The sequence below is a fragment of the Geomonas sp. Red32 genome (genome assembly GCF_023652955.1).
Taxonomy (GTDB): domain Bacteria; phylum Desulfobacterota; class Desulfuromonadia; order Geobacterales; family Geobacteraceae; genus Geomonas.
The window spans coordinates 155553-173187 of sequence record NZ_JAKLOY010000004.1 but is presented as its reverse complement, the minus strand read 5'-3'; the positions used below and the strand labels follow the sequence as shown (position 1 = coordinate 173187).

19 protein-coding genes are annotated in these 17635 nt (G+C 59.7%); 7 read left to right on the top strand and 12 right to left on the bottom strand.

All coding sequences use genetic code 11. From position 1 onward, the window contains the following. Positions 1-47: 47 nt before the first annotated feature. Positions 48-1112 (bottom strand): J domain-containing protein, encoded by a 1065-nt coding sequence (locus L4X63_RS12390; protein ID WP_250678950.1) that lies wholly within the window; start codon positions 1110-1112, stop codon positions 48-50. A 20-nt stretch (positions 1113-1132) separates the two neighbouring features. Further along, a complete protein-coding gene (locus L4X63_RS12385) occupies positions 1133-1834 on the bottom strand; it encodes an NUDIX hydrolase (protein ID WP_250678949.1) in 702 nt (233 codons plus the stop codon). A 197-nt stretch (positions 1835-2031) separates the two neighbouring features. Between L4X63_RS12385 and L4X63_RS12380 the strand changes: the two genes are divergently transcribed. The 3 genes from L4X63_RS12380 to L4X63_RS12370 are packed head-to-tail and all read left to right on the top strand — an operon-like array spanning position 2032 to position 5625. Then, positions 2032-2652, top strand: coding sequence for a nicotinamidase (locus L4X63_RS12380; RefSeq protein WP_250678948.1), 621 nt, complete (start codon positions 2032-2034; stop codon positions 2650-2652). 14 nt (positions 2653-2666) lie between these two features. Further along, the gene (gene pncB, locus L4X63_RS12375) at positions 2667-3857 is read left to right on the top strand and encodes a nicotinate phosphoribosyltransferase (RefSeq protein WP_250678947.1); all 1191 of its coding nucleotides are present in this window, start codon (positions 2667-2669) and stop codon (positions 3855-3857) included. A gap of 16 nt (positions 3858-3873) precedes the next feature. Next, positions 3874-5625: an NAD+ synthase gene (locus L4X63_RS12370; RefSeq protein WP_250678946.1), complete on the top strand. Its 1752-nt coding sequence runs from the start codon at positions 3874-3876 to the stop codon at positions 5623-5625. A gap of 193 nt (positions 5626-5818) precedes the next feature. On the opposite strand, the gene L4X63_RS12365 is transcribed toward L4X63_RS12370, so the two are convergent. The 7 genes from L4X63_RS12365 to L4X63_RS12335 all read right to left on the bottom strand — a co-directional run bounded on the left by L4X63_RS12365 (position 5819) and on the right by L4X63_RS12335 (position 9074). Next, positions 5819-6298 carry a YybH family protein gene (locus tag L4X63_RS12365; protein ID WP_250678945.1) on the bottom strand — a complete coding sequence of 160 codons (480 nt, stop codon included), beginning with the start codon at positions 6296-6298 and terminating at the stop codon, positions 5819-5821. Between the two features lie 80 nt (positions 6299-6378). Further along, on the bottom strand, positions 6379-6852 hold the full coding sequence (locus tag L4X63_RS12360) for a carboxymuconolactone decarboxylase family protein (protein WP_250678944.1): 474 nt from the start codon (positions 6850-6852) through the stop codon (positions 6379-6381). 86 nt (positions 6853-6938) lie between these two features. Continuing rightward, positions 6939-7169 carry an addiction module protein gene (locus L4X63_RS12355; RefSeq protein ID WP_250678943.1) on the bottom strand — a complete coding sequence of 77 codons (231 nt, stop codon included), beginning with the start codon at positions 7167-7169 and terminating at the stop codon, positions 6939-6941. 104 nt (positions 7170-7273) lie between these two features. Continuing rightward, complete coding sequence (locus L4X63_RS12350) at positions 7274-7798, bottom strand: hypothetical protein (protein ID WP_250678942.1); 525 nt, start codon at positions 7796-7798, stop codon at positions 7274-7276. A 104-nt stretch (positions 7799-7902) separates the two neighbouring features. Further along, the gene (locus L4X63_RS12345; protein WP_250678941.1) at positions 7903-8313 is read right to left on the bottom strand and encodes a type II toxin-antitoxin system VapC family toxin; all 411 of its coding nucleotides are present in this window, start codon (positions 8311-8313) and stop codon (positions 7903-7905) included. Continuing rightward, a complete protein-coding gene (locus L4X63_RS12340) occupies positions 8310-8558 on the bottom strand; it encodes an AbrB/MazE/SpoVT family DNA-binding domain-containing protein (RefSeq protein ID WP_250678940.1) in 249 nt (82 codons plus the stop codon). The genes L4X63_RS12345 and L4X63_RS12340 overlap by 4 nt, the downstream gene beginning before the upstream one ends. Positions 8559-8765: 207 nt before the next feature. Continuing rightward, the gene (locus L4X63_RS12335) at positions 8766-9074 is read right to left on the bottom strand and encodes a hypothetical protein (RefSeq protein WP_250678939.1); all 309 of its coding nucleotides are present in this window, start codon (positions 9072-9074) and stop codon (positions 8766-8768) included. 340 nt (positions 9075-9414) lie between these two features. Here L4X63_RS12335 and L4X63_RS12330 point away from each other — a divergent pair, with 340 nt between their 5' ends. The 3 genes from L4X63_RS12330 (at position 9415) to L4X63_RS12325 (ending at position 10872) form a co-directional block, all read left to right on the top strand. Then, entirely contained in the window at positions 9415-10230 is an 816-nt protein-coding gene (locus L4X63_RS12330) for a ParB/RepB/Spo0J family partition protein (RefSeq protein WP_250678938.1), read from the top strand. A 65-nt stretch (positions 10231-10295) separates the two neighbouring features. Further along, positions 10296-10583, top strand: a complete 288-nt coding sequence (locus tag L4X63_RS23890) for a BrnT family toxin (protein ID WP_350339189.1) — start codon at positions 10296-10298, stop codon at positions 10581-10583. After that, a complete protein-coding gene (locus tag L4X63_RS12325; RefSeq protein WP_250678937.1) occupies positions 10552-10872 on the top strand; it encodes a BrnA antitoxin family protein in 321 nt (106 codons plus the stop codon). Before L4X63_RS23890 ends, L4X63_RS12325 begins: the two co-directional genes overlap by 32 nt. A 6-nt stretch (positions 10873-10878) precedes the next feature. Here the strand turns inward: L4X63_RS12325 and L4X63_RS12320 are convergent, their stop codons facing one another. After that, positions 10879-11172, bottom strand: a complete 294-nt coding sequence (locus L4X63_RS12320) for a hypothetical protein (protein ID WP_250678936.1) — start codon at positions 11170-11172, stop codon at positions 10879-10881. A 1266-nt stretch (positions 11173-12438) separates the two neighbouring features. Here L4X63_RS12320 and L4X63_RS12315 point away from each other — a divergent pair. Further along, positions 12439-15489, top strand: coding sequence for a hypothetical protein (locus L4X63_RS12315; protein ID WP_250678935.1), 3051 nt, complete (start codon positions 12439-12441; stop codon positions 15487-15489). Between the two features lie 570 nt (positions 15490-16059). Here L4X63_RS12315 and L4X63_RS12310 read toward each other — a convergent pair. Both L4X63_RS12310 and L4X63_RS12305 read right to left on the bottom strand, forming a co-directional pair. Continuing rightward, positions 16060-16614 carry a DUF1697 domain-containing protein gene (locus L4X63_RS12310; protein WP_250678934.1) on the bottom strand — a complete coding sequence of 185 codons (555 nt, stop codon included), beginning with the start codon at positions 16612-16614 and terminating at the stop codon, positions 16060-16062. A gap of 185 nt (positions 16615-16799) precedes the next feature. Beyond that, positions 16800-17546, bottom strand: a complete 747-nt coding sequence (locus L4X63_RS12305; protein ID WP_250678933.1) for an SAM-dependent methyltransferase — start codon at positions 17544-17546, stop codon at positions 16800-16802. Positions 17547-17635 lie beyond the last annotated feature (89 nt).

The window sequence follows — 17635 nt, the reverse complement described above, 5'->3', positions numbered from 1 at the left end:
CAGTCCCTCCGGCGGGCAAGCGATGCCGCCGGATGGGGGATGGTCACTCAGACATACAGGTCATCTGCGGTAAGGCGCATCTCCACGAACTTCCTCGCTCCGAAGCTCTCGACCAGGACCTCCTCCCGCCACAGCCGGTAATCTTCGATAGCACTCCCGGTCGTGGGGTGCCGGAGCCAGTCCAGCATCGGTTCCGGAGCCGGGCGGGTGCGGAGGAGGTTCATTCCCGAGGGGTCCCCCAAAGCCTCGCGGCCGAGGCAGCGGACCGACTCCAGGTCTACCCGCGGGTCCGCGAGCTGCATTTCCTTCACCTCCAAAGGCATCAATTCGTAGCTCCGCGCCGGAACCCCCAGGAGCTTCTCCCCTTGACGTGCCGCGTACCACCATCCCCCCAGCAGCGCGCCGCTGTGGTTCAGCGGGGAGATAAAGTAGGTATGCGGCGACAGGTCGTTGTGGGTGATCCCGGCCCACTCGAGATAGCAGCAGAGGTTATGGAGCGTGCTCTGTATCCAGGCCACATGGCGCGGCCACTGGTCCGGCTGGCCGGTTTCGCGGTAGTGTTCGACAACGTCCGCGAGAAGCAGCAGTTCCGGGCTCTTCTTGAGCACCATCACCAGCCGGCCATCCTCCGTCTCGAAGGACCTCAAAAGGGTGGGGAGATAGCGCGATACCTCCTTTTCCATGGATTCCGAGGCATAGCGGAAGCTGGTAACGGTGCGGACGGCGTTGTCGAAGAACGGCCGGTGGGTGCCGTCGACGAGGAAGGCCACCATGGAATCGGCGACCAGCATCTCGCCCAGCTCGAAGGGGCGGCGCCTCTGGAAATTGAGCCGGAACCTCTCGCCTAACTTGGAGGAGAGCATCATCGACCCGCGCCCCTCCCAGCTGCCGTTGGCGAGCTTCGCGAGCGCCGCGCGGTGCAGCTCGTTAATGTGCTGGAGTACCTCCGGCGCCATCGGATGGCGGTTGCGGTCGGGGTGCCAGGCGAAGGCGAGGTGCCGGTATTCCCGTTTCAGCGCCTCCTCGTCCGGCGAGAAGAGCCTTTCCGGTTTGCCGATGGCGAGGAGCTGTGCCGCCGCCAGTGCCGATAACCTGTCCAGACGATCTTCCATGGCCTCCTCCTTCCAACCCGTCACTCCTCCCGCGGGCCTTCCATGGTCCTCGTGAAGTAGTGGATGGTGCGTCTATCCTTCAGCCGGTAGAGCTGTGCCGGCCTCATCCGCCCCTCTTTCCGCGCCCCCTGGGCCTCCTCGATGACGCCGGACCCCAGATAGCGCCGCATCAGCGATTTCTTCTCGACCTTCCTCCCGAGGATGACCTCGTGGATGTGCTGGATGTCGAGGAAGGTGAAAGGCTCCGGCAACAGATGCACGGCCACCGAGGTGTAGCCGACCTTCGCGCGCAGTCGCTCAAGGGCAAGCCGCACCAGCTTTTCGTGATCGAAGGCGAGGGGAATGGCGGCCGTTCCGTCGGTCACCGGCTCCCAGCGCACCTCCGAGGCGCCGTGGGTGGCGGCGAGGGCGATCTCCGGCCGCGGCATCAGGGCGTAGTAGACCACGGTGACCGACCACCCGCGCGGGTCCCGGCTGGCGCTCCCCACCGTTTCCACCTGTTCGAGGTAGGGGGCGGCCACGTTGGTCTTTTCCTTGAGCTTGCGCAGGGCCGCCGAATGAAGATCCAGGTCCTGCTCGGTATCCACCAGCCCTCCGGGAAGGGACCAGCATCCCTTGTACGGCTCGATGGTCCGCTTCACCACCAGGGTGTGCAGTTGCCCGTCGAACACGGTGAAGATCACCGGGTCGACGGAGGTCTGAATCGCGTGCCTTTCTTCCATGGTCCCTCCCTGGGGTTCGTCCGCTCGACGTTCCCTTCCGTTTGTCACAACAATAATGTCACAGTGACATATTGTCAATAGTAAAAATGCGTGCGGACAAAACGAAGCTATCTCCTTTGATTATTAAAAAAATATGTTGACTGTCACCGGTATTGATATTATAAGTGGCTCAAAGACACTTGAACGAGGAGGGCGCCATGAAACTCGACAGGGAAACGACGGCAAGCTTTGACGTGGATGTGCAGAAGGGATTTACCCCGCTTTGCCCGGAGGAGCTGCCGGTTGCCGGTGGCGAGACCCTGGCGGATCCCCTCAACCGGCAGGCTTCGCTGGCCAGGCTGCGGGTCGGATCGAAGGATGCCCACCCGCTTAACGCGGTCTGGAAGGTGGAGGAGGGGAAACCTCCCTTCTCGCCGGTCGCCGGTGAAAACGTCGACATCCGCTGGAACATGCACTGTGTCGCCGGAACCAGGGGGCACGAGCTGATCGACGGGCTGCCGCACCCCGCCCGGTACGACTTCTTCGTGCAAAAGGGAGTGGAGCCGGACATGCACCCCTACGGCGCCTGCTACCACGATCTCTCCGGCCGCCAGAGCACCGGCGTCATCGAATACCTGAAGCTCAACGGCATCCGGACGGTCCTCGTGGGAGGGCTGGCCACCGATTACTGCGTGAAGAACACGGCGCTGCAGCTGCGGAAGGCGGGGTTCGAGGTGGTCGTCAACCTGGAGGCGTGCCGGGGGATCGCGGAAGCTACCGTCGACGCGGCGATACGGGAGATGAGGGGCGCCGGCATCGAAGTGGTGGATTCGCTGTAACAGGAGGTGGGGACATGAAACAGGACAAGCCGATCATCACGACGCTCATGGACACGGACCGCTACAAGCTCTCCATGCAGAAGACCTTCCTTCACCACTATCCCGGCGCCCATGCCCGCTATCGCTTCAAGTGCCGCACCCGCGGGGTAGATCTCGGCCGGTTTGCCGACGAGATCCGCGAACAGGTGAGGCACCTCGATTCCCTCACCTTTACCCGCGACGAGCTCGACTACCTCGCCAAGATCCCTTCGCTGGCCGGGGATTACCTCGATTTCCTGCGCATCTTCCGCCTCGACAGCAGGAACGTGCTGATCGAGGGGCGCGACGGCGAGCTGGTCATCGAGGTGCAGGGGGCCATCGTCCACGCCATGCCCTTCGAGCTCTACGTCCTCCCCATCGTGCAGGAGGTTTTCACCAGGCGCACCTACCCCGGCGAAAACTACGCGGAGGCGAAGCGCCGTCTGGAGGAGAAGATCGCCATGGTGCGCGGCTCTGGCGAGGAGGGGTTCCGCTACGCCGACTTCGGCGGCCGGCGCCGCGAGAGCAGAGAGTGGCACGACTACACGGTGATGAGACAGGCCGAGGCGCTCCCGGAGAATTTCAGCGGCACGAGCAACATGGCGCTTGCCATGAAGTACGGCCTCACCCCGATCGGCACCATGGCGCACGAATACCTGCAGGCGTTCCAGGCCCTGGGGCCGCGCCTGGTGGACAGCCAGAAGGCCGCCCTGGAAACCTGGGTGAAGGAGTTCCGGGGGGATCTCGGCATCGCGTTGACCGACGTCGTCGGGATGGATGCCTTCCTGCGCGACCTCGACCTCTACTTCGCCAAGCTTCTCGACGGTTTCCGTCACGATTCCGGGCAGCCGGTCAAGTGGACCTGGAAGCTGGTCGAGCGGCTGCAGCAGTTGCGCATCGATCCCGCCACCAAGAGCGCGGTCTACAGCGATGGCCTCACGCTGGTCAGCGCGCTGGCCCTGCACCGCCTGGTGCGTCACGCGGTACGGCCGGTGTTCGGTATCGGGACTCACCTGACCAACGATTTCGGGCGGCCGGCGCTGAACATGGTGATGAAGATGGTCGACTGCAACGACCAGCCGGTCGCGAAGATCTCGGACTCCCCCGGCAAGGGGATGTGCGACAACCCGGACTTCCTGCGTTACCTGATGCAGGTGTTCCAGATTCCTGCGGAAGCGGTCGCTTAGACAAGGAGGGACGATCATGCTGAAGATCATGATGGCGCAGCTCAATTACCTGGTGGGGGATCTCCCCGGCAACGTGGGAAAGATGATCGAACTGGTCAGGCGTCACGGCAACGAGGTGGACCTTATCGTCTTCAGCGAGCTTGCCGCGACCGGCTACTATCCGTACGACTACATCACCAGGGCCGGATTCGTCGATGCGCAGGACGAACAGCTCCTCCTTTTGCAGCAGGCGACGGCCGGCATGCGCGCCGGCGTGGTGGTGGGGCACATCTCCCGCAACCCCTTCGCGGGGAAGCCTTTCTTCAACAGCCTCTCTCTCATCGAGAACGGGGCGAGAAGCTACACCTACCACAAGCACCTCCTGTGCGATTACGACATTTTCAACGAGCCGCGGCACTTCGAACCGGGCAACCGCCCCGGGCTGGTCACCTTCCGTGGCCAGCGCATCGGCTTCCTGATCTGCGAGGATGCCTGGAACGCCGCCGACATCCCGCTCTACCAGGTGGACCCGGTTTCCCACCTCGAGCGGGAACGGCTCGACCTGGTGGTCAGCATCAATGCCAGCCCGAGCAACGTGAGGAAACAGCTCAAGCGTCACCAGGTGATCGGCGCCGCCGCCAGGAGGTGCGGCTGCCCGGTCGTCTATGTGAACCAGGTTGGCGGCTACGACGATATCGTGTTCGACGGCGCGAGCTTCGTCGCCGAACGGTCGGGCGGCATCGGCTACGGGCTCCCCTCCTTCGAGGAAGCGCTGGCGGTCATTGAAGTGGGGGAATCGGGCGCCATCGCACCGGTGGCCGCCTCCGTTGCCGCCGGCCAGTTGACGGCCAACCCGCAGCCGATGGACGACATCGAGCTCATCTACCGGCAGAGCATCGTCGGGATCAGGGATTACGTGGGGAAGTGCGGCTTCACCGGCGCCGTGGTGGGATCGTCGGGCGGCGTCGACAGCGCGGTGACCCTGGCCCTCGCGGTTGAGGCGCTCGGGCCGGAGAACGTCTTCGCGATCACCATGCCCAACGAACTCTTCTCCTCGGCGGGAAGCGTCCGCGATTCCGAGGCCCTTTGCGCCAATCTCGGGATCCCGCTCTATTCCGATCCCATCACGAAAGAGTACGAACTCTGGCTGGAGAACTACCGCGCCGTGTATGGCAAGGAGCCGGAGCGCCTGACCAGGGAGAACCGGCAGGCGCGTATCCGGGGAGGGAAGGTGATGGCCTTCTCCAACGACCGTCCCGGCGTCCTCGCCCTCTCCACCGGCAACAAGAGCGAGGTGTGTGAAGGGTACTGCACCCTGTACGGCGACATGTGCGGAGGGCTGAACGTCCTGGGCGACATCTACAAGACCCAGGTGTACGAGATCGGGAGGCTCCACAACCGGCTGCGTCCCGAACGGTGCATCCCGGAGGAGATCTTCACCAAGGAGCCGTCCGCCGAGCTATCGGAAGGGCAGAAGGATTCGGACTCCCTGTTGCCGTATGAGATCCTCGACCCGGTGCTGATGCTCTTCATCGAGCACGACCTGCTCGAGGACGAGGAGCGGGAGGAGTGTCTGGGCAAGCTGGCGGGGACGCCGACTGCGGCGCTGGAGAGGGCGATCCGGCTGGTGGACCGGGCCCAGTTCAAGCGCAACCAGGCGGCGCCGATCATCCGGGTGCAGCGGCGCTCCTTCGGCCCGGGATGGCAGGTGCCGGTCGCCGCGCGGTACGTTGACGACCGTTTCATTCAGGAGGTAGTCGGAAGGGAACTCCCCGGCAAAGGAAGGTAAGAGGCCGGGAATAGGGGGGAGCCGTTGGCTTTAGGGGGGCGAAGGCTCCGGGAATCGGGGGGAAGGCTCCGGGAATCGGGGGCGAAGGAAGATGGGGGCTCCTTTGGGAAGCTTCGAAGCCGTCTGATCAAGGGAGCACCGTAGGGTGGGGAGCCCTCTGCCCCCCCGCCCCAACGGTGAGCTCGACGGTTCGTTACCGGGGAGGCGCGCTGCCGGTGACCGCGGCTTGGTACCGGGCCAGCAGATCCGGGTCCTCGATCGAGCCGTGGTGGTGGACCTGTTGCCACCGGCCGTCGCGGAGGGTGAAGATCCGGGTGGTCCTGATCGCCATGGTGAGGACGGTGCCGGCCATCTTGAACTCTCCGCGCTCCCGGCCCACTACGTAGAAAACGTTGCCGTCGAGGTGCAGGGTGTAGTCGTAGAATTCGAACCAATACTCAGATGGGCTGGCGAAAAGCCGCTGGTAAACGGACTTAATCTCCTCCCATCCCCGTTTGATCCCGCCGAGCGGATTGTCCATCGCCGCCTCGTCGCTCTGCAGCCAGTTTAGGGCCATCTTCTCGATGTCCCGTCCGTTGAGCGCCTCGTAGAACCCGGACAAGGCCGCCAACTCGGGAGAGAGTCCCGCTTTATCCTCCCGCCCCGTCACCGGTGTCTGTTCCAGCCTCTGCATAGCTTCTCCTCCATCATTAAAACGTGCCTGCCCCCCTCGCCGGTTTGACCCCCTCGCCGGTTTGGAGGGCTCATGTTTGTTCAGGCGGCGTTGGCTTTAATCGGGTCGTGTTGGGGCTGATAGGTCCCGGGTTCCGCACGAAAAGCGATCGCCAGGCGGTTCCAGCTGTTGATGGCGGCGATGGCCAGGGTAATGAAGGCCAGTTCCCGATCGCTGAATGCCGTCCGCGCCTCCTCGTACACATCGTCAGGCACATGGCCGTTCGTGAGTACGGTCACCACTTCGGTCCAGGCCAATGCCGCACGCTCTCGCGCACTGTAAAAGGGGGTCTCTCTCCAGGCATCGAGCTCATAGATCCGCTGTTCCGTCTCACCCCTGGCGCGCGCATCCTTGGTATGCATGTCGATGCAGTAGGCACATCCATTGATCTGTGACGCGCGAAGCTTTATCAAGTCGAGGAGAGACTCCTCCAATCCGCTGGCGTGTACCGCTTTCTCTACTCCCAGCATGGCGTTCAAAGCTTCCGGTGCGACCTTGGTAACATCGATTCTCATGGTATGTCTCCTTTCCCTCCTCCATTCAACGGCCGCCCACCAATGGTTCAGGCGGTTTGGGACAGGATCGGGGAGGAACTCGACCTTCAAGTAAGTTCCGCCACGGCGCGGCGAAAGACGTCGTCCGCCGGTACTCCCTTGGTTCTGCCTTCCCGGTAATCGGAAAGCCGGCGCTCTGCTTCATCCAGCCAGAGGCGTTCCAACTCCGACGGGGTTGGCTCGTCCAGACTGAGAAGCAGCTTTCCGGCAAGGTGCGCCCTCTCATCTCGCTCAAGCTCCATTGTTTCCGCAATGATCCTTTCTATCTCTTTAGCCATTCGCTCTACTCCCACAACGGTCCACTCAATCAATCTATCCACGACGTACTATAGCTTTCCAAGAAGGCGCCGTCAAATTGCCGCTTATTGCAAAGATTTCGTCCTCACTCTCCCAGGATCAAAAGGCCGATTTCCTTGTCACCCACGGCAGCCAGCCAGTGTTTGCCGATCTCATAGGCCGCGAGGACGGCCTCTGTTCCCGGGCCTTCGTCTTCAGGAGGATGGTTCTCCTGGAAGTACTTCCTGACCTGAGACTCCTCAAGGGCAATACCGTTAAGCTTTGAAAGTGCGAGTTTGGCTGCATTGCCATCGAAAACAGCGATCTGAGTGGCGCGTACCTCAGACAGCTTGTTGGCGAGGTCGCAGTTGCCGAGCCCAAACAGTGTCCACCCTGCGCTTCTCTCCAGCAAAGAGTCAAGATCGCAGAAGCCGTAACCCGAGAAGGCGTATTCCTCCTGCCCAACGGCACAATCCCTCAGGAAATTCGGGAAGTGATCGATCTCTTTCTCCATTGGCTTCTTGAACATGAAAACTGCCGTGTCAATCCATCTGATATCAGGTTTGGCCGCGGCAAGTAGAGCATCCGAATCATTTTCGTGCAGCGTATAAAACGCGGCAATGAACCCCATTGCCCATTCTCCTTTTCGTTAAATCCTGGTCTTTATCAGCTTCCCTGGCTGATCCACCTCTCCCCGGTCTTGGCAGAGGCCCTGGTTGGCGCCCCCCCTCTGCTTTATGGCTCTCTCCTGGTGATTGTTTTGATGCGGTTAATATGTTTGCGGTCAAAGGAGTACAGGTCGCAAACACTCCGGCTCTCCATGGCGGCCACTAGGTAACCATCGATAAAATCGATATTTTTCCCTTCGTAATTATCCAGCGCATTGGCTACCAATGCTCCGTTGATCACCTCAAGTCCCTCGGTGGCAAGGATTCCCCGGATCAAGGGAGCAACCTCTACCGATGTTAGTCCGTAGGAAGACTCAAGGACCCACACCACCTCGGCAATGACCATCTCGACCGTGACAAGCTTGATTCCGCCGGCTGCCGCATCCCTGAGCAGTCGCTCAACCCGATCTGCCTTATCCGGGTGGTCGTTGGTGAGGTAGCGAATAAAAAGATTGGTGTCGATAAATGCGCTTTTCACTCAGCCTCTTCCTCAGCCACCCTGGCTGCAACCGCCAGTTTCGCTTTGCCCCGTTCCTCTTCAAAATCGCCGCCGCCTCGCGGTTTCACCGCACCCCTCAGATCCAGTAGCGTCTTGACGGGCAAAAGTACGACCCGATCTCCTTCGATGACAAAATCGATCTTGTCCTGAGATCGCAAGGAAAGCCGCTCCCTGATCTCCTTCGGTATGGTGACCTGTCCCTTCGACGTGATAGTAGCCAGCATTTCTTACCTCCGCATGTATTCCTTACCATGCAGTATAGGTAAGGAATTTCGACCGGTCAAGACTCTTAACTGTGGAGTCCGGCTGCGGACGGGACTTAAACTGGCCGAGCCATGCCTACCAGATCTTTTGTTGACGCCTTTTTCAAACGTTAGGGAACCTGGGTGGGGAGGGGGCCGGTGTGATCGAGCACCGTTCGTTGGCGCGGTTCACCGCCGCAGGCGGTAGAGGCGATAGTCGCTGTGGAGGAGGGCTTCTCCTGCCAGGGCTCCGGCACAGATGGTTGAGTGGGCGACGCCCAATTCGGCGGCTACCGCCTTGCCGGGATGGAGGTGGAAGTGGTCGGGGAGCAGGACCCAGGCGAGGCACTGGGTCTCCGTCCGGGCGAGGAGAGGATCCCGTATCCTGAGGAAGATGTCACGGTCATTGTCGTCCTCGAAGAGCCGTTGGCCCGGGACGGCTTTGACGATGACGTGCTGGAGAAGTTCGACCTGGTCTAGGCGAGCGAGGGTAGGCATGTGGGAAGTCTATCAGCCTCCCCCTCGCCGGCAACCGAAAGGTGTACCCGTTTAGACTGTCCTGAAGGGGTAGGTCCCTATCTCTCATGGATCTTCCGGCCTCCTGGCGAGAAGGAATTACCATGTAATTCCGGGTAAATAGCCGCAGTACCACCATTTGCTCCCGCTCCGAGGGGACGCCTGTAGGGGCTGATGGTTTTTCCGGTAAAACTCTGCAATTCCCATGGCTTAAGACGTTTCTAACCGCTTTTTAACCAAATGTGCATTTTGGTGCCTCAGGTTTGACAGAAGTCGTGAATATGTTAAAAGTTACCAATCTTACAAACAGGAGGTGGCATTTATGGCAACGACTACGGCTGTACAGTACGAGAAGGGGAAGCTCTACGACCTCCCTCTCGCCATCGTCCATCCGAACCCTAACCAGGCGCGGAAATATTTCGACGAGGAGGCTTTGGCGAACCTTGCCCAATCCATCGCCGTGCATGGGGTAATGGAGCCTGTCCTGGTCTACCCCGACCCCGACCAACCGGGAACCTTCTGCATCGCTGCGGGGTATCGGCGCTGCTTGGCGGCACCCTTAGCGATGCTATCGAAAATACCCGCCATCGTCACCGAAGGGGACCCGGAAGAGATCATGCTGGTGGAGAACCTGCTGCGTGAACCGTTCACCGCCATCGAAAAAGCGGAAGCGCTTGAAGCACTCAGGGGTAGGCATGGCTACGAGCCCTCCGACCTGCTGAACCGGATCGGCTTGAGCTCAACCCATACCAACACCCTACTGTCGCTCAACAAGCTGCCGGACAGCGTGAAGGACGACCTTCGGCAAAACCCTCGGGCGCCGATCAAGATTCTGGCAAAGATCGCCCAGGCAGAGAGCCGGGCCAAGATGGTGGCGCTGTACAAGAAGTACAAGGATAAAGGGTTCATTACCGAAGAGGTGATCGAGAAGGAGCAGCCGGCCAAGCCGACTGAGGAGAAGGAAGTAGACGTGTCGTTCGTGTCCGCCTTCGCGAAGAAAGTGGACGGGGTGGCGCTGGGAAAACTGAAGCCGGAGCAGCTTCAATCGATGAAAGGCGACATAACGGCGGTTCAAGCCACCTGCAGCGCCGTCCTCAAGCACCTCGACGAACTGATCGCAGCCCAGCCATCGCCTTAACCGCGGCCGAAACGGAGGTGGGCACTTCCGCTAGAGGAGGAAGTCGCCCACCACGCCCTTGATCGCTGCCTTCCCTTGACAGCCAATTAATTACTGTATATACCCTCGAGAAGCACCAGCTTGATTTCGCCGATGCTGGGCTGGTCCTTTCAAATCGTTACCGTTTGGTATTCGAGGTCATCCGCAACGGCGAGGTCCGGCGCCAAGCCTTTGCCTATGTTGCGGAGGTACTCACGGTTCTTACTGTTATATGGCTCCCTGGAGAGAAAGCACGCATAATCAGTTTTCGCAGGGCTCATAAACATGAAAGGGAGGCATATCATGCCTGGCTCGAAAAAGGTTTCGAAGAGTGATTGGGAGCAAGTCAAGAAAGACGCTGCTTCAGATTCTCCCATAGCATACGATCCTGATACGGATCTGTATGATCCTAACGACGCTGTACAGGTAGCTGCATTTTTTTCTGGTGCAAAAGTCGTTCGTAAACCAGGTCGTCCGAAAGCCGAGGTAACAAAGGTTCCTGTCGCTATCCGTCTATCTCCCGATGTTGTGGAATATTTCAAGTCGACAGGTACCGGATGGCAGTCGCGCATCGATACCGCTCTCCACGAATGGATGTTAGGCCACCCTCTCAAGCGAGCATAATTTCTGCTACGCTCTCCCCAATCTCCTTTCTTTGACCATATATCCGGCTTGACATGCGGACATTTTTGTCCGAAATTTTGTCATGAGTGGTGCTGAGCCCATCGGCCTTCTGGCCTCAATGCTTGCGGACTTGGGCCTGACGAAGGAGGATTTAAGATGAGCACCTTCCGCTATTCCTGCACCATCACGCAAGACGAAGGCGGCTTCTACCTGGTTTAATTTCCGAAATCCAGGTTTTTTTATGTGTCCTTCAATTATCGGTATTAGTCCCCTGAATCCCCACCAAATATCAAATCTCAAGTATGTCCCCTAGCAGGCCCCGCCACCCCTCAGCCAAGAGCCGGTGGCATAACGCCCCCCCCCGAGAAAACCAGTCGCTTCTGTTACGGCAGCCTTCACCTGATCAACCCCTCCACGACTAGAAAAGAAACAGCAGGCATCAAGGTGCGGAAGCCGCACAAGTCTATCCTGAAGAATCGGGTGCAATTACATCATAGGACGGTGAAAGGAGCGGGGGCTTCTCGACTAAGACAGTGCCAGGCTATTCTTATTCGCGTCGTTTCGGACGAAGCCTATTTGAATTTACGCGAAAATGCTTACCGTCAGTCACTGTTGCCGCTATTTCACGTAAATACTAGGCACACTCACACAAAGAAACTAAGAATTTAATGGGTTTTAGCATTGGATCTTATATTGCATGCGTGCAAGGCTTTATCGCTGGAGCACCAAGCAATTCTCTCATACGTAGGCACAGTGCGTCACCTCTGAGCTCTGTTGATTTGACGGCATTGGTCGACAAATTTTATTGAATCAAAAAGTACTTTGCCCGTAGGTGAAGCGCCCCTTCTGCCAAAGAGTGGCGCAGGCAGAAACAAAGGAGTTATCGCTATGTCAAAGTGGATGTACAGAACAATCATCGGGGCGATAGTAGCGCTGCTAACCATAGAACTGTTACCTTCTCTGGTTGTTGGTGCTGATATAACCCCGCCGGTCACCACTGCTGTTCCGCCGACCGGAACGTACAGTGGCGCGCAGAGTGTAGCCTTCACCTGTACCGATCCGACCCTTTTGTTGGGTGGTACCGTTCAGGGCGCGTCTTTGAACCTCAGTGGCGCCGTAACGACCATTGCGGGGAGTGCGGGGGTGTACGGTTACAGCGACGGTGTTGGCGCCGCCGCGGCGTTCTCCACTCCCGCGGGCATCACCACCGATGGGACCAATCTCTATGTGGCTGACTACAACAATGAAACCATTCGGAAGATCTCGATTACCACGGGAGCGGTGACGACGTTGGCCGGTATTCCGAGGTACCCAGGTTCAGCAGACGGCGTTGGCTCAGCCGCCACCTTCAACTACCCGGTGGGGATTACCACTGACGGAACCAATCTGTACGTGGCGGACAGGGGAAACAACACGATCCGAAAGGTAGTCATCGCTACGGGTGCCGTGACCACCATAGCCGGCAGGGCGGGCGTTTCCGGTACGACGGACGGAGTTGGCACCTCCGCCCTCTTTAATTACCCCAATTTTATTACGACGGACGGAGCCAACCTGTATGTCACCGATTTGTTCAACCATACGGTTCGGAAGATCGTGATTGCGTCGGGAGCCGTAACCACCTTGGCCGGATCAGCGGGATCACCCGGCTCCGCGGACGGTTTCGGCAGCGCGGCCAGATTCTATCAACCTAACGGCATCACCACCGACGGCACCTATCTCTATGTGGCCGACTGGAAGAACAGTACCATCAGAAAGATCAGCATCGCCACGGGGGAGGTTTCCACGCTGGCGGGGAGCGCCGGGGTATCAGGCTTTGCCGACGGCGCTGGGTCCACCGCGAGGTTCAACGGCCCCTGGGGGATTTCCACCGACGGCACCAACCTCTATGTTGCTGACAGGTATAACCAAACTATCAGGAAGGTAGTTATCTCCACAGGCGGGGTCACTACACTGGCCGGACGCGTCGGGATACCCGGTTCGGCGGACGGCATCGGCTCAGCGGCGGTGTTTAACAACCCCGACAGTGTCATTTCCGATGGAACCAACCTTTACATCACCGATGAATTAAACCAAACGGTCCGCAAAATGTCCGGTCCGACTCCGGGATGTTCCGCGACCTATTACTGCCTAGGCTCCGGCTGCTCTCCGGCGACAGCGTACAGCGCTGCCATCGGAATGTCCGCATCGGGCATCGTGCGGTTTTACTCCACCGACAACGCCGGTAATGCCGAATCTATCCAGACGGCGAGCTACACGATCGTGTACCCTCCGACCATCTCCGGTACGCCCGCCACCAACGTTGCCGCGAGAACCGCCTACAGCTTCACCCCCACCGCCACCAACGCCAGCAGCTTCAGCATCACCAACAAGCCCTCCTGGGCCACGTTCAACAGTACCACCGGCGCCTTGACCGGCCAGACAACCGCAGGGACCTACTCCGATATCAGTATCAGCGCAACTAACAGCATCGGCGCAACGGCCTCTCTGCCCGCTTTCACGATCACCGTCGTCAAGGCAACCCCGAGCATAACGGTCTTGCCGTCAGCGGGGGGGATCACCTACACCCAGGCGCTCTCCGCTTCGCCCCTCACCGGCGGGTCTGGCTCCGTCCCGGGCACCTTCGCCTTCAGCACCCCTCTGGTCGTCCCGCCAACCGCCGGCAGCTACAGTGCGGCCATCACCTTCACTCCCGCCGACTCGGTCGATTACAACACGGTGACCGGGAGCGTGAACGTGCAGGTCGCCAAGGCTACGTCCGCGATCACCGCGTTGCCGATGGCGAGCGGCATAACCTTTGGCCAGGCACTCTCCTCGTCGACCCTCACCGGCGGGTCTGGCTCCGTCCTGGGTACCTTCTCCTTCAGCACGCCTCTGGTCGTCCCGCCAACCGCCGGCAGCTACAGCGCGGCCATCACCTTCACTCCCGCCGACTCGGTCGATTACAACACGGTGACCGGGAGCGTGAACGTGCAGGTCGCCAAGGCAACCCCCGCAATCACCGCGTTGCCGACGGCGAGCGGCATAACCTTTGGCCAGCCAATCTCCTCGTCCCCCCTCACCGGCGGGTCTGGCTCCGTCCCGGGTACCTTCTCCTTCAGCACGCCTCTGGTCGTCCCGCCAACCGCCGGCAGCTACAGTGCGGCCATCACCTTCACCCCCGCCGACACGGTCGATTACAACGTGGCGACCGGGAGCGTGAACGTGCAGGTCGCCAAGGCTCCCCCCGCAATCACCGCCTTGCCGGTGGCGAGCGGTATAACGTTTGGCCAGCCACTTTCCTCGTCGACCCTCACCGGCGGGTCTGGCTCCGCCCAGGGCACCTTCGCCTTCACGACGCCTCTCGTCGTCCCCCCAACCGCCGGCACCTACAGTGCGGCCATCACCTTCACTCCCACCGACACGGTCGATTACAACGCCGTGACCGATAGCGTGAACGTGCAGGTCGCCAAGGCTACCCCTGCAATCACCGCGTTGCCGGCGGCGAGCGGCATAACGTTGGGCCAGCCACTCTCCTCGTCGACCCTCACCGGCGGAAGTGGCTCAGTTGCGGGTACCTTCACCTTCACGACGCCGGACACGAAACCCTCGGCAGCGGGAAGCTACAGCGCCGCAGTAACCTTTACCCCGAATGACGGGGCCGATTACACCACCGTGAGCGGGACCGTTGCCGTTTCCGTCGCTCCCTTGGCCGTCTACGGTGGCTGTGGTTCCTCCAACGGAAAGGCGTTCGCCACCGCCCCCGCGACCAACCTCTGTTCCGCCGGCTCAGCAGGCACGGTAGCCGGAGCCGGCCCCTGGACCTGGGTGTGCAGCGGTACCAGTGGAGGAGCAAACGCATCGTGCTCCGCCTCCAACATTTCTGTGGCCACCGCACCCGTTGCCGTTGCCGGCCAACCGAGCCTGGACCTCGCCGGAACGAAAACCGGCTCGACCTTCTCCGTGTACCGTACGGGAGGCGGGGCCGTGAATACGCTCATATCGAGCAATTCCAGCACGAATGTTACCGACACCTCGACGCTTCTGCCCAACACCATTTACCAGTACAGTGTGAGCTCGGACAGCGATCCGACCCTGACAACCGTCCTGACCATCCACACTCCGCTGTACAACGGCTGGAACATCGTCGCGGTGCCCTATGAAACGACTGGTGTCAATCCGACCACGATCTTCGGCAGTACGGTGAGCTCCATCTACGAATGGATACCGAGTGGCGCCACCCCTGAAAGTAGCAATTCCGTGCTCGGCTCCTATGCCACGGTGAGTAAACTCAACCCCGGCAAGGGATACTTTGCCAAGACCTCAAACAGCAGCACCATGCTCGTTTACGCGGGAAACCCCGGCCCTGCCAGTGCCACCGTCACCCTTAAGCCTGGTTGGACCATGGTCGCCGATCCCCAAACCAACAACCTGAAAGACATCGCGTCCAATTGGCTGATCGACGGCCAGTCACTCGGTGTCGCCATCGTTACCAACAAGATTGGTGGCGGCGTTTACTGGTGGAACGGGACTACCTACGATTCATGGTCGATGCTCAACGACAACCCGCAGATCGAGCCGTGGAAAGGGTACTGGATCGTCAACCTCGACTCTGTTAGCCACACTCTCACGATTCAGTAACTGTTAGGCAACCGTTACCTATGCAGGCGGTTCTTCACCTGGGGGGATAGCACTCTCGCCCAGCAACCACAGAAGGGAAATCAATGCTCAAGAAATTGGTCCGGATGGCAGTTCACGGCTTCCTCGCAGCCCTTACGATCGGCAGTCTTTTCAGCGTGGCATGGGCGGGGCCTCCTCCACCTCCCGTCAATGCCTCTCAAATCCCGGTAACGCCAGTTGGCGGCCCTGAGACTTCACTGATCACGGCAATCGGCATTGCCGCCTACGGTCTGTTGAAGTCTCGGAAGTGATGGCAATAGCCGCATCGAAGGTAGAGACGGGGGCCGCCCCGGTGGGGCTAAAGATAGGGATGGCTTAAAATCGGGGAGGGTACTACATGAAAAGCACAGTGTTGTTAGCTGCAGCAATCGTGGTGGTAGCGGCAGGGGGCCGGCAAACGCTTATGCGTTGAATGCCTTTCATGCGAACCTTCATCTTGTCCTCCTCTGGTTATTGGAGAAACGCATGAATCGCATGGCCATCCCCCTCGATTCCTTCGTCCCTCTCGATTCCTTTTGAAGAGACTGGTTCTTAACGGGAGGGTTTTGAAGATCTCTGAGTCAGTTCTAGAAGCTTCATCACGGTCCGCCAATTCCTGCTGGTAGCGGGGACGCCGAGGAGTTTTTCTGAGTTGGCGGCCAATTTGGACTTGCCGATCCCGTCCGGAGCGTGAAGGTAAAAGACTGCGCCCTGCAAAGCATACCGCTCGTTTTCGCCCCTCAATTTTTCGAGTGCCGACATGTTGGGGCTCATGGGAGCTGCCGCCAGGAAGAACAGATGCAGGGTATTCGGTGCGGCGACGGCCTCAGAGAACGGGTTCGCCGCCATGGCCTGCTCCAGTTCACTCGTCTCCAAGAGGATTGTGAAGGGGTCGAAGCCGTGACGGTCTTTGACCGCGGAGCGGATACCCACGCAGAGCCGTGTCTTGTCGGCTTCCTCGGATTCGAAGACTACGTTGCCACTTTGGATATACGTAACGACCTGCTGAAGCCCCTGGGCTTCCAGAAGCGCCGCCAGTTCCTTCATGGGCAGAATGTTGCTGCCACCAACATTGATTCCTCGAAACAGCGCTACATACTGTTGCATGTTTTCCTCAGACGAAGCTGTCCGGCAGGTTCTAGTTGGGCTTCTTGCGGGACCGGAAAAGGGGGACCGGAAAAGGGGACAGGCTACATTTACTGCACCGACCTCTTCGATTTACTGAAAAAGTGAAGGCTGATCTCTTTGGGTTGTCTCCAGCCGTTGAGGATCCACCGGATGCGCCAACGCTATCACCGCGGTATCAGCGCGAATACACCCCAGCCCAGGTATTCACGCGTGTAAGCGGCGTAGCGCTCGGGTTCCGAAGTCAGTTGGGCTCGAACCTCTTTCGCTAACTCGTCGTCGGGATTGGCTTCAAGCCATCGGCGCATGGTGAGCCATTTGGCCGCCTCGTATCTGTCCCAGCTGTCTTGGTCAGCAAGAACCATTTCGACGACATCATAGCCAAGGTGGCCGAAAGACGCGATAAGTTCAGGGAGCATGAGAAAGTCGGAGATTGAGTTGGCAAGACACCCCTTGGCAACAGCTTCCGTCGGCGGTAATTGCCGCCAGTAGGGCTCGCCGATGAGGATAATCCCTCCGGTGCGCAGGCTCCGCGCCAGAAGCTCGATAGTGCCGGTGACTCCCCCTCCGATCCACGTGGCCCCGATACAGGCTGCCACCCCGACCTTCTCGTCAGCTACGTAGCCAGCAGCATCGCCATGGATGAACTCGACTTGATCGGTGACGCCGAGTTCTACAGCACGGAGTTTTGCTTGCTCGGTGAACAACTGGCTCATGTCGATGCCGGTGCCGATGACACCGTGATCGCGTGCCCAGGTACACAGCATCTCTCCCGAACCGCTGCCGAGATCGAGCACGCGGGTCCCCGTTTCCAGACGCAGCGCCGCGCCGAGAGTGGCGAGTTTTTCAGGTGTGAACGGGTTATGGATGCGGTGAGCACTTTCGGTGATGTTGAAGATCCGTGGAATGTCCATTTCGGGCCCCCCCCTTTTCTGTCCCCTGCTCATTCGAGAAACGCATGAATCGTATAAGCGTCCCCCTCGATCCCCTCAGGCTGACCGCC

Bases quoted from the DNA above. Each gene is read 5' to 3' on its own strand.
- L4X63_RS12310 (WP_250678934.1), bottom strand. From the start codon at position 16,614: ATGCAACAGTATGTAGCGCTGTTTCGAGGAATCAATGTTGGTGGCAGC.
- L4X63_RS12365 (WP_250678945.1), bottom strand. From the start codon at position 6,298: ATGCAGAGGCTGGAACAGACACCGGTGACGGGGCGGGAGGATAAAGCG.
- L4X63_RS12335 (WP_250678939.1), bottom strand. From the start codon at position 9,074: ATGCCTACCCTCGCTCGCCTAGACCAGGTCGAACTTCTCCAGCACGTC.
- L4X63_RS12305 (WP_250678933.1), bottom strand. From the start codon at position 17,546: ATGGACATTCCACGGATCTTCAACATCACCGAAAGTGCTCACCGCATC.
- L4X63_RS12390 (WP_250678950.1), bottom strand. From the start codon at position 1,112: ATGGAAGATCGTCTGGACAGGTTATCGGCACTGGCGGCGGCACAGCTC.
- L4X63_RS12355 (WP_250678943.1), bottom strand. From the start codon at position 7,169: ATGGCTAAAGAGATAGAAAGGATCATTGCGGAAACAATGGAGCTTGAG.
- L4X63_RS12325 (WP_250678937.1), top strand. From the start codon at position 10,552: ATGCCTGGCTCGAAAAAGGTTTCGAAGAGTGATTGGGAGCAAGTCAAG.
- L4X63_RS12370 (WP_250678946.1), top strand. From the start codon at position 3,874: ATGCTGAAGATCATGATGGCGCAGCTCAATTACCTGGTGGGGGATCTC.
- L4X63_RS12340 (WP_250678940.1), bottom strand. From the start codon at position 8,558: ATGCTGGCTACTATCACGTCGAAGGGACAGGTCACCATACCGAAGGAG.
- L4X63_RS12330 (WP_250678938.1), top strand. From the start codon at position 9,415: ATGGCAACGACTACGGCTGTACAGTACGAGAAGGGGAAGCTCTACGAC.
- L4X63_RS12385 (WP_250678949.1), bottom strand. From the start codon at position 1,834: ATGGAAGAAAGGCACGCGATTCAGACCTCCGTCGACCCGGTGATCTTC.
- pncB (WP_250678947.1), top strand. From the start codon at position 2,667: ATGAAACAGGACAAGCCGATCATCACGACGCTCATGGACACGGACCGC.
- L4X63_RS12380 (WP_250678948.1), top strand. From the start codon at position 2,032: ATGAAACTCGACAGGGAAACGACGGCAAGCTTTGACGTGGATGTGCAG.
- L4X63_RS12350 (WP_250678942.1), bottom strand. From the start codon at position 7,798: ATGGGGTTCATTGCCGCGTTTTATACGCTGCACGAAAATGATTCGGAT.
- L4X63_RS12360 (WP_250678944.1), bottom strand. From the start codon at position 6,852: ATGAGAATCGATGTTACCAAGGTCGCACCGGAAGCTTTGAACGCCATG.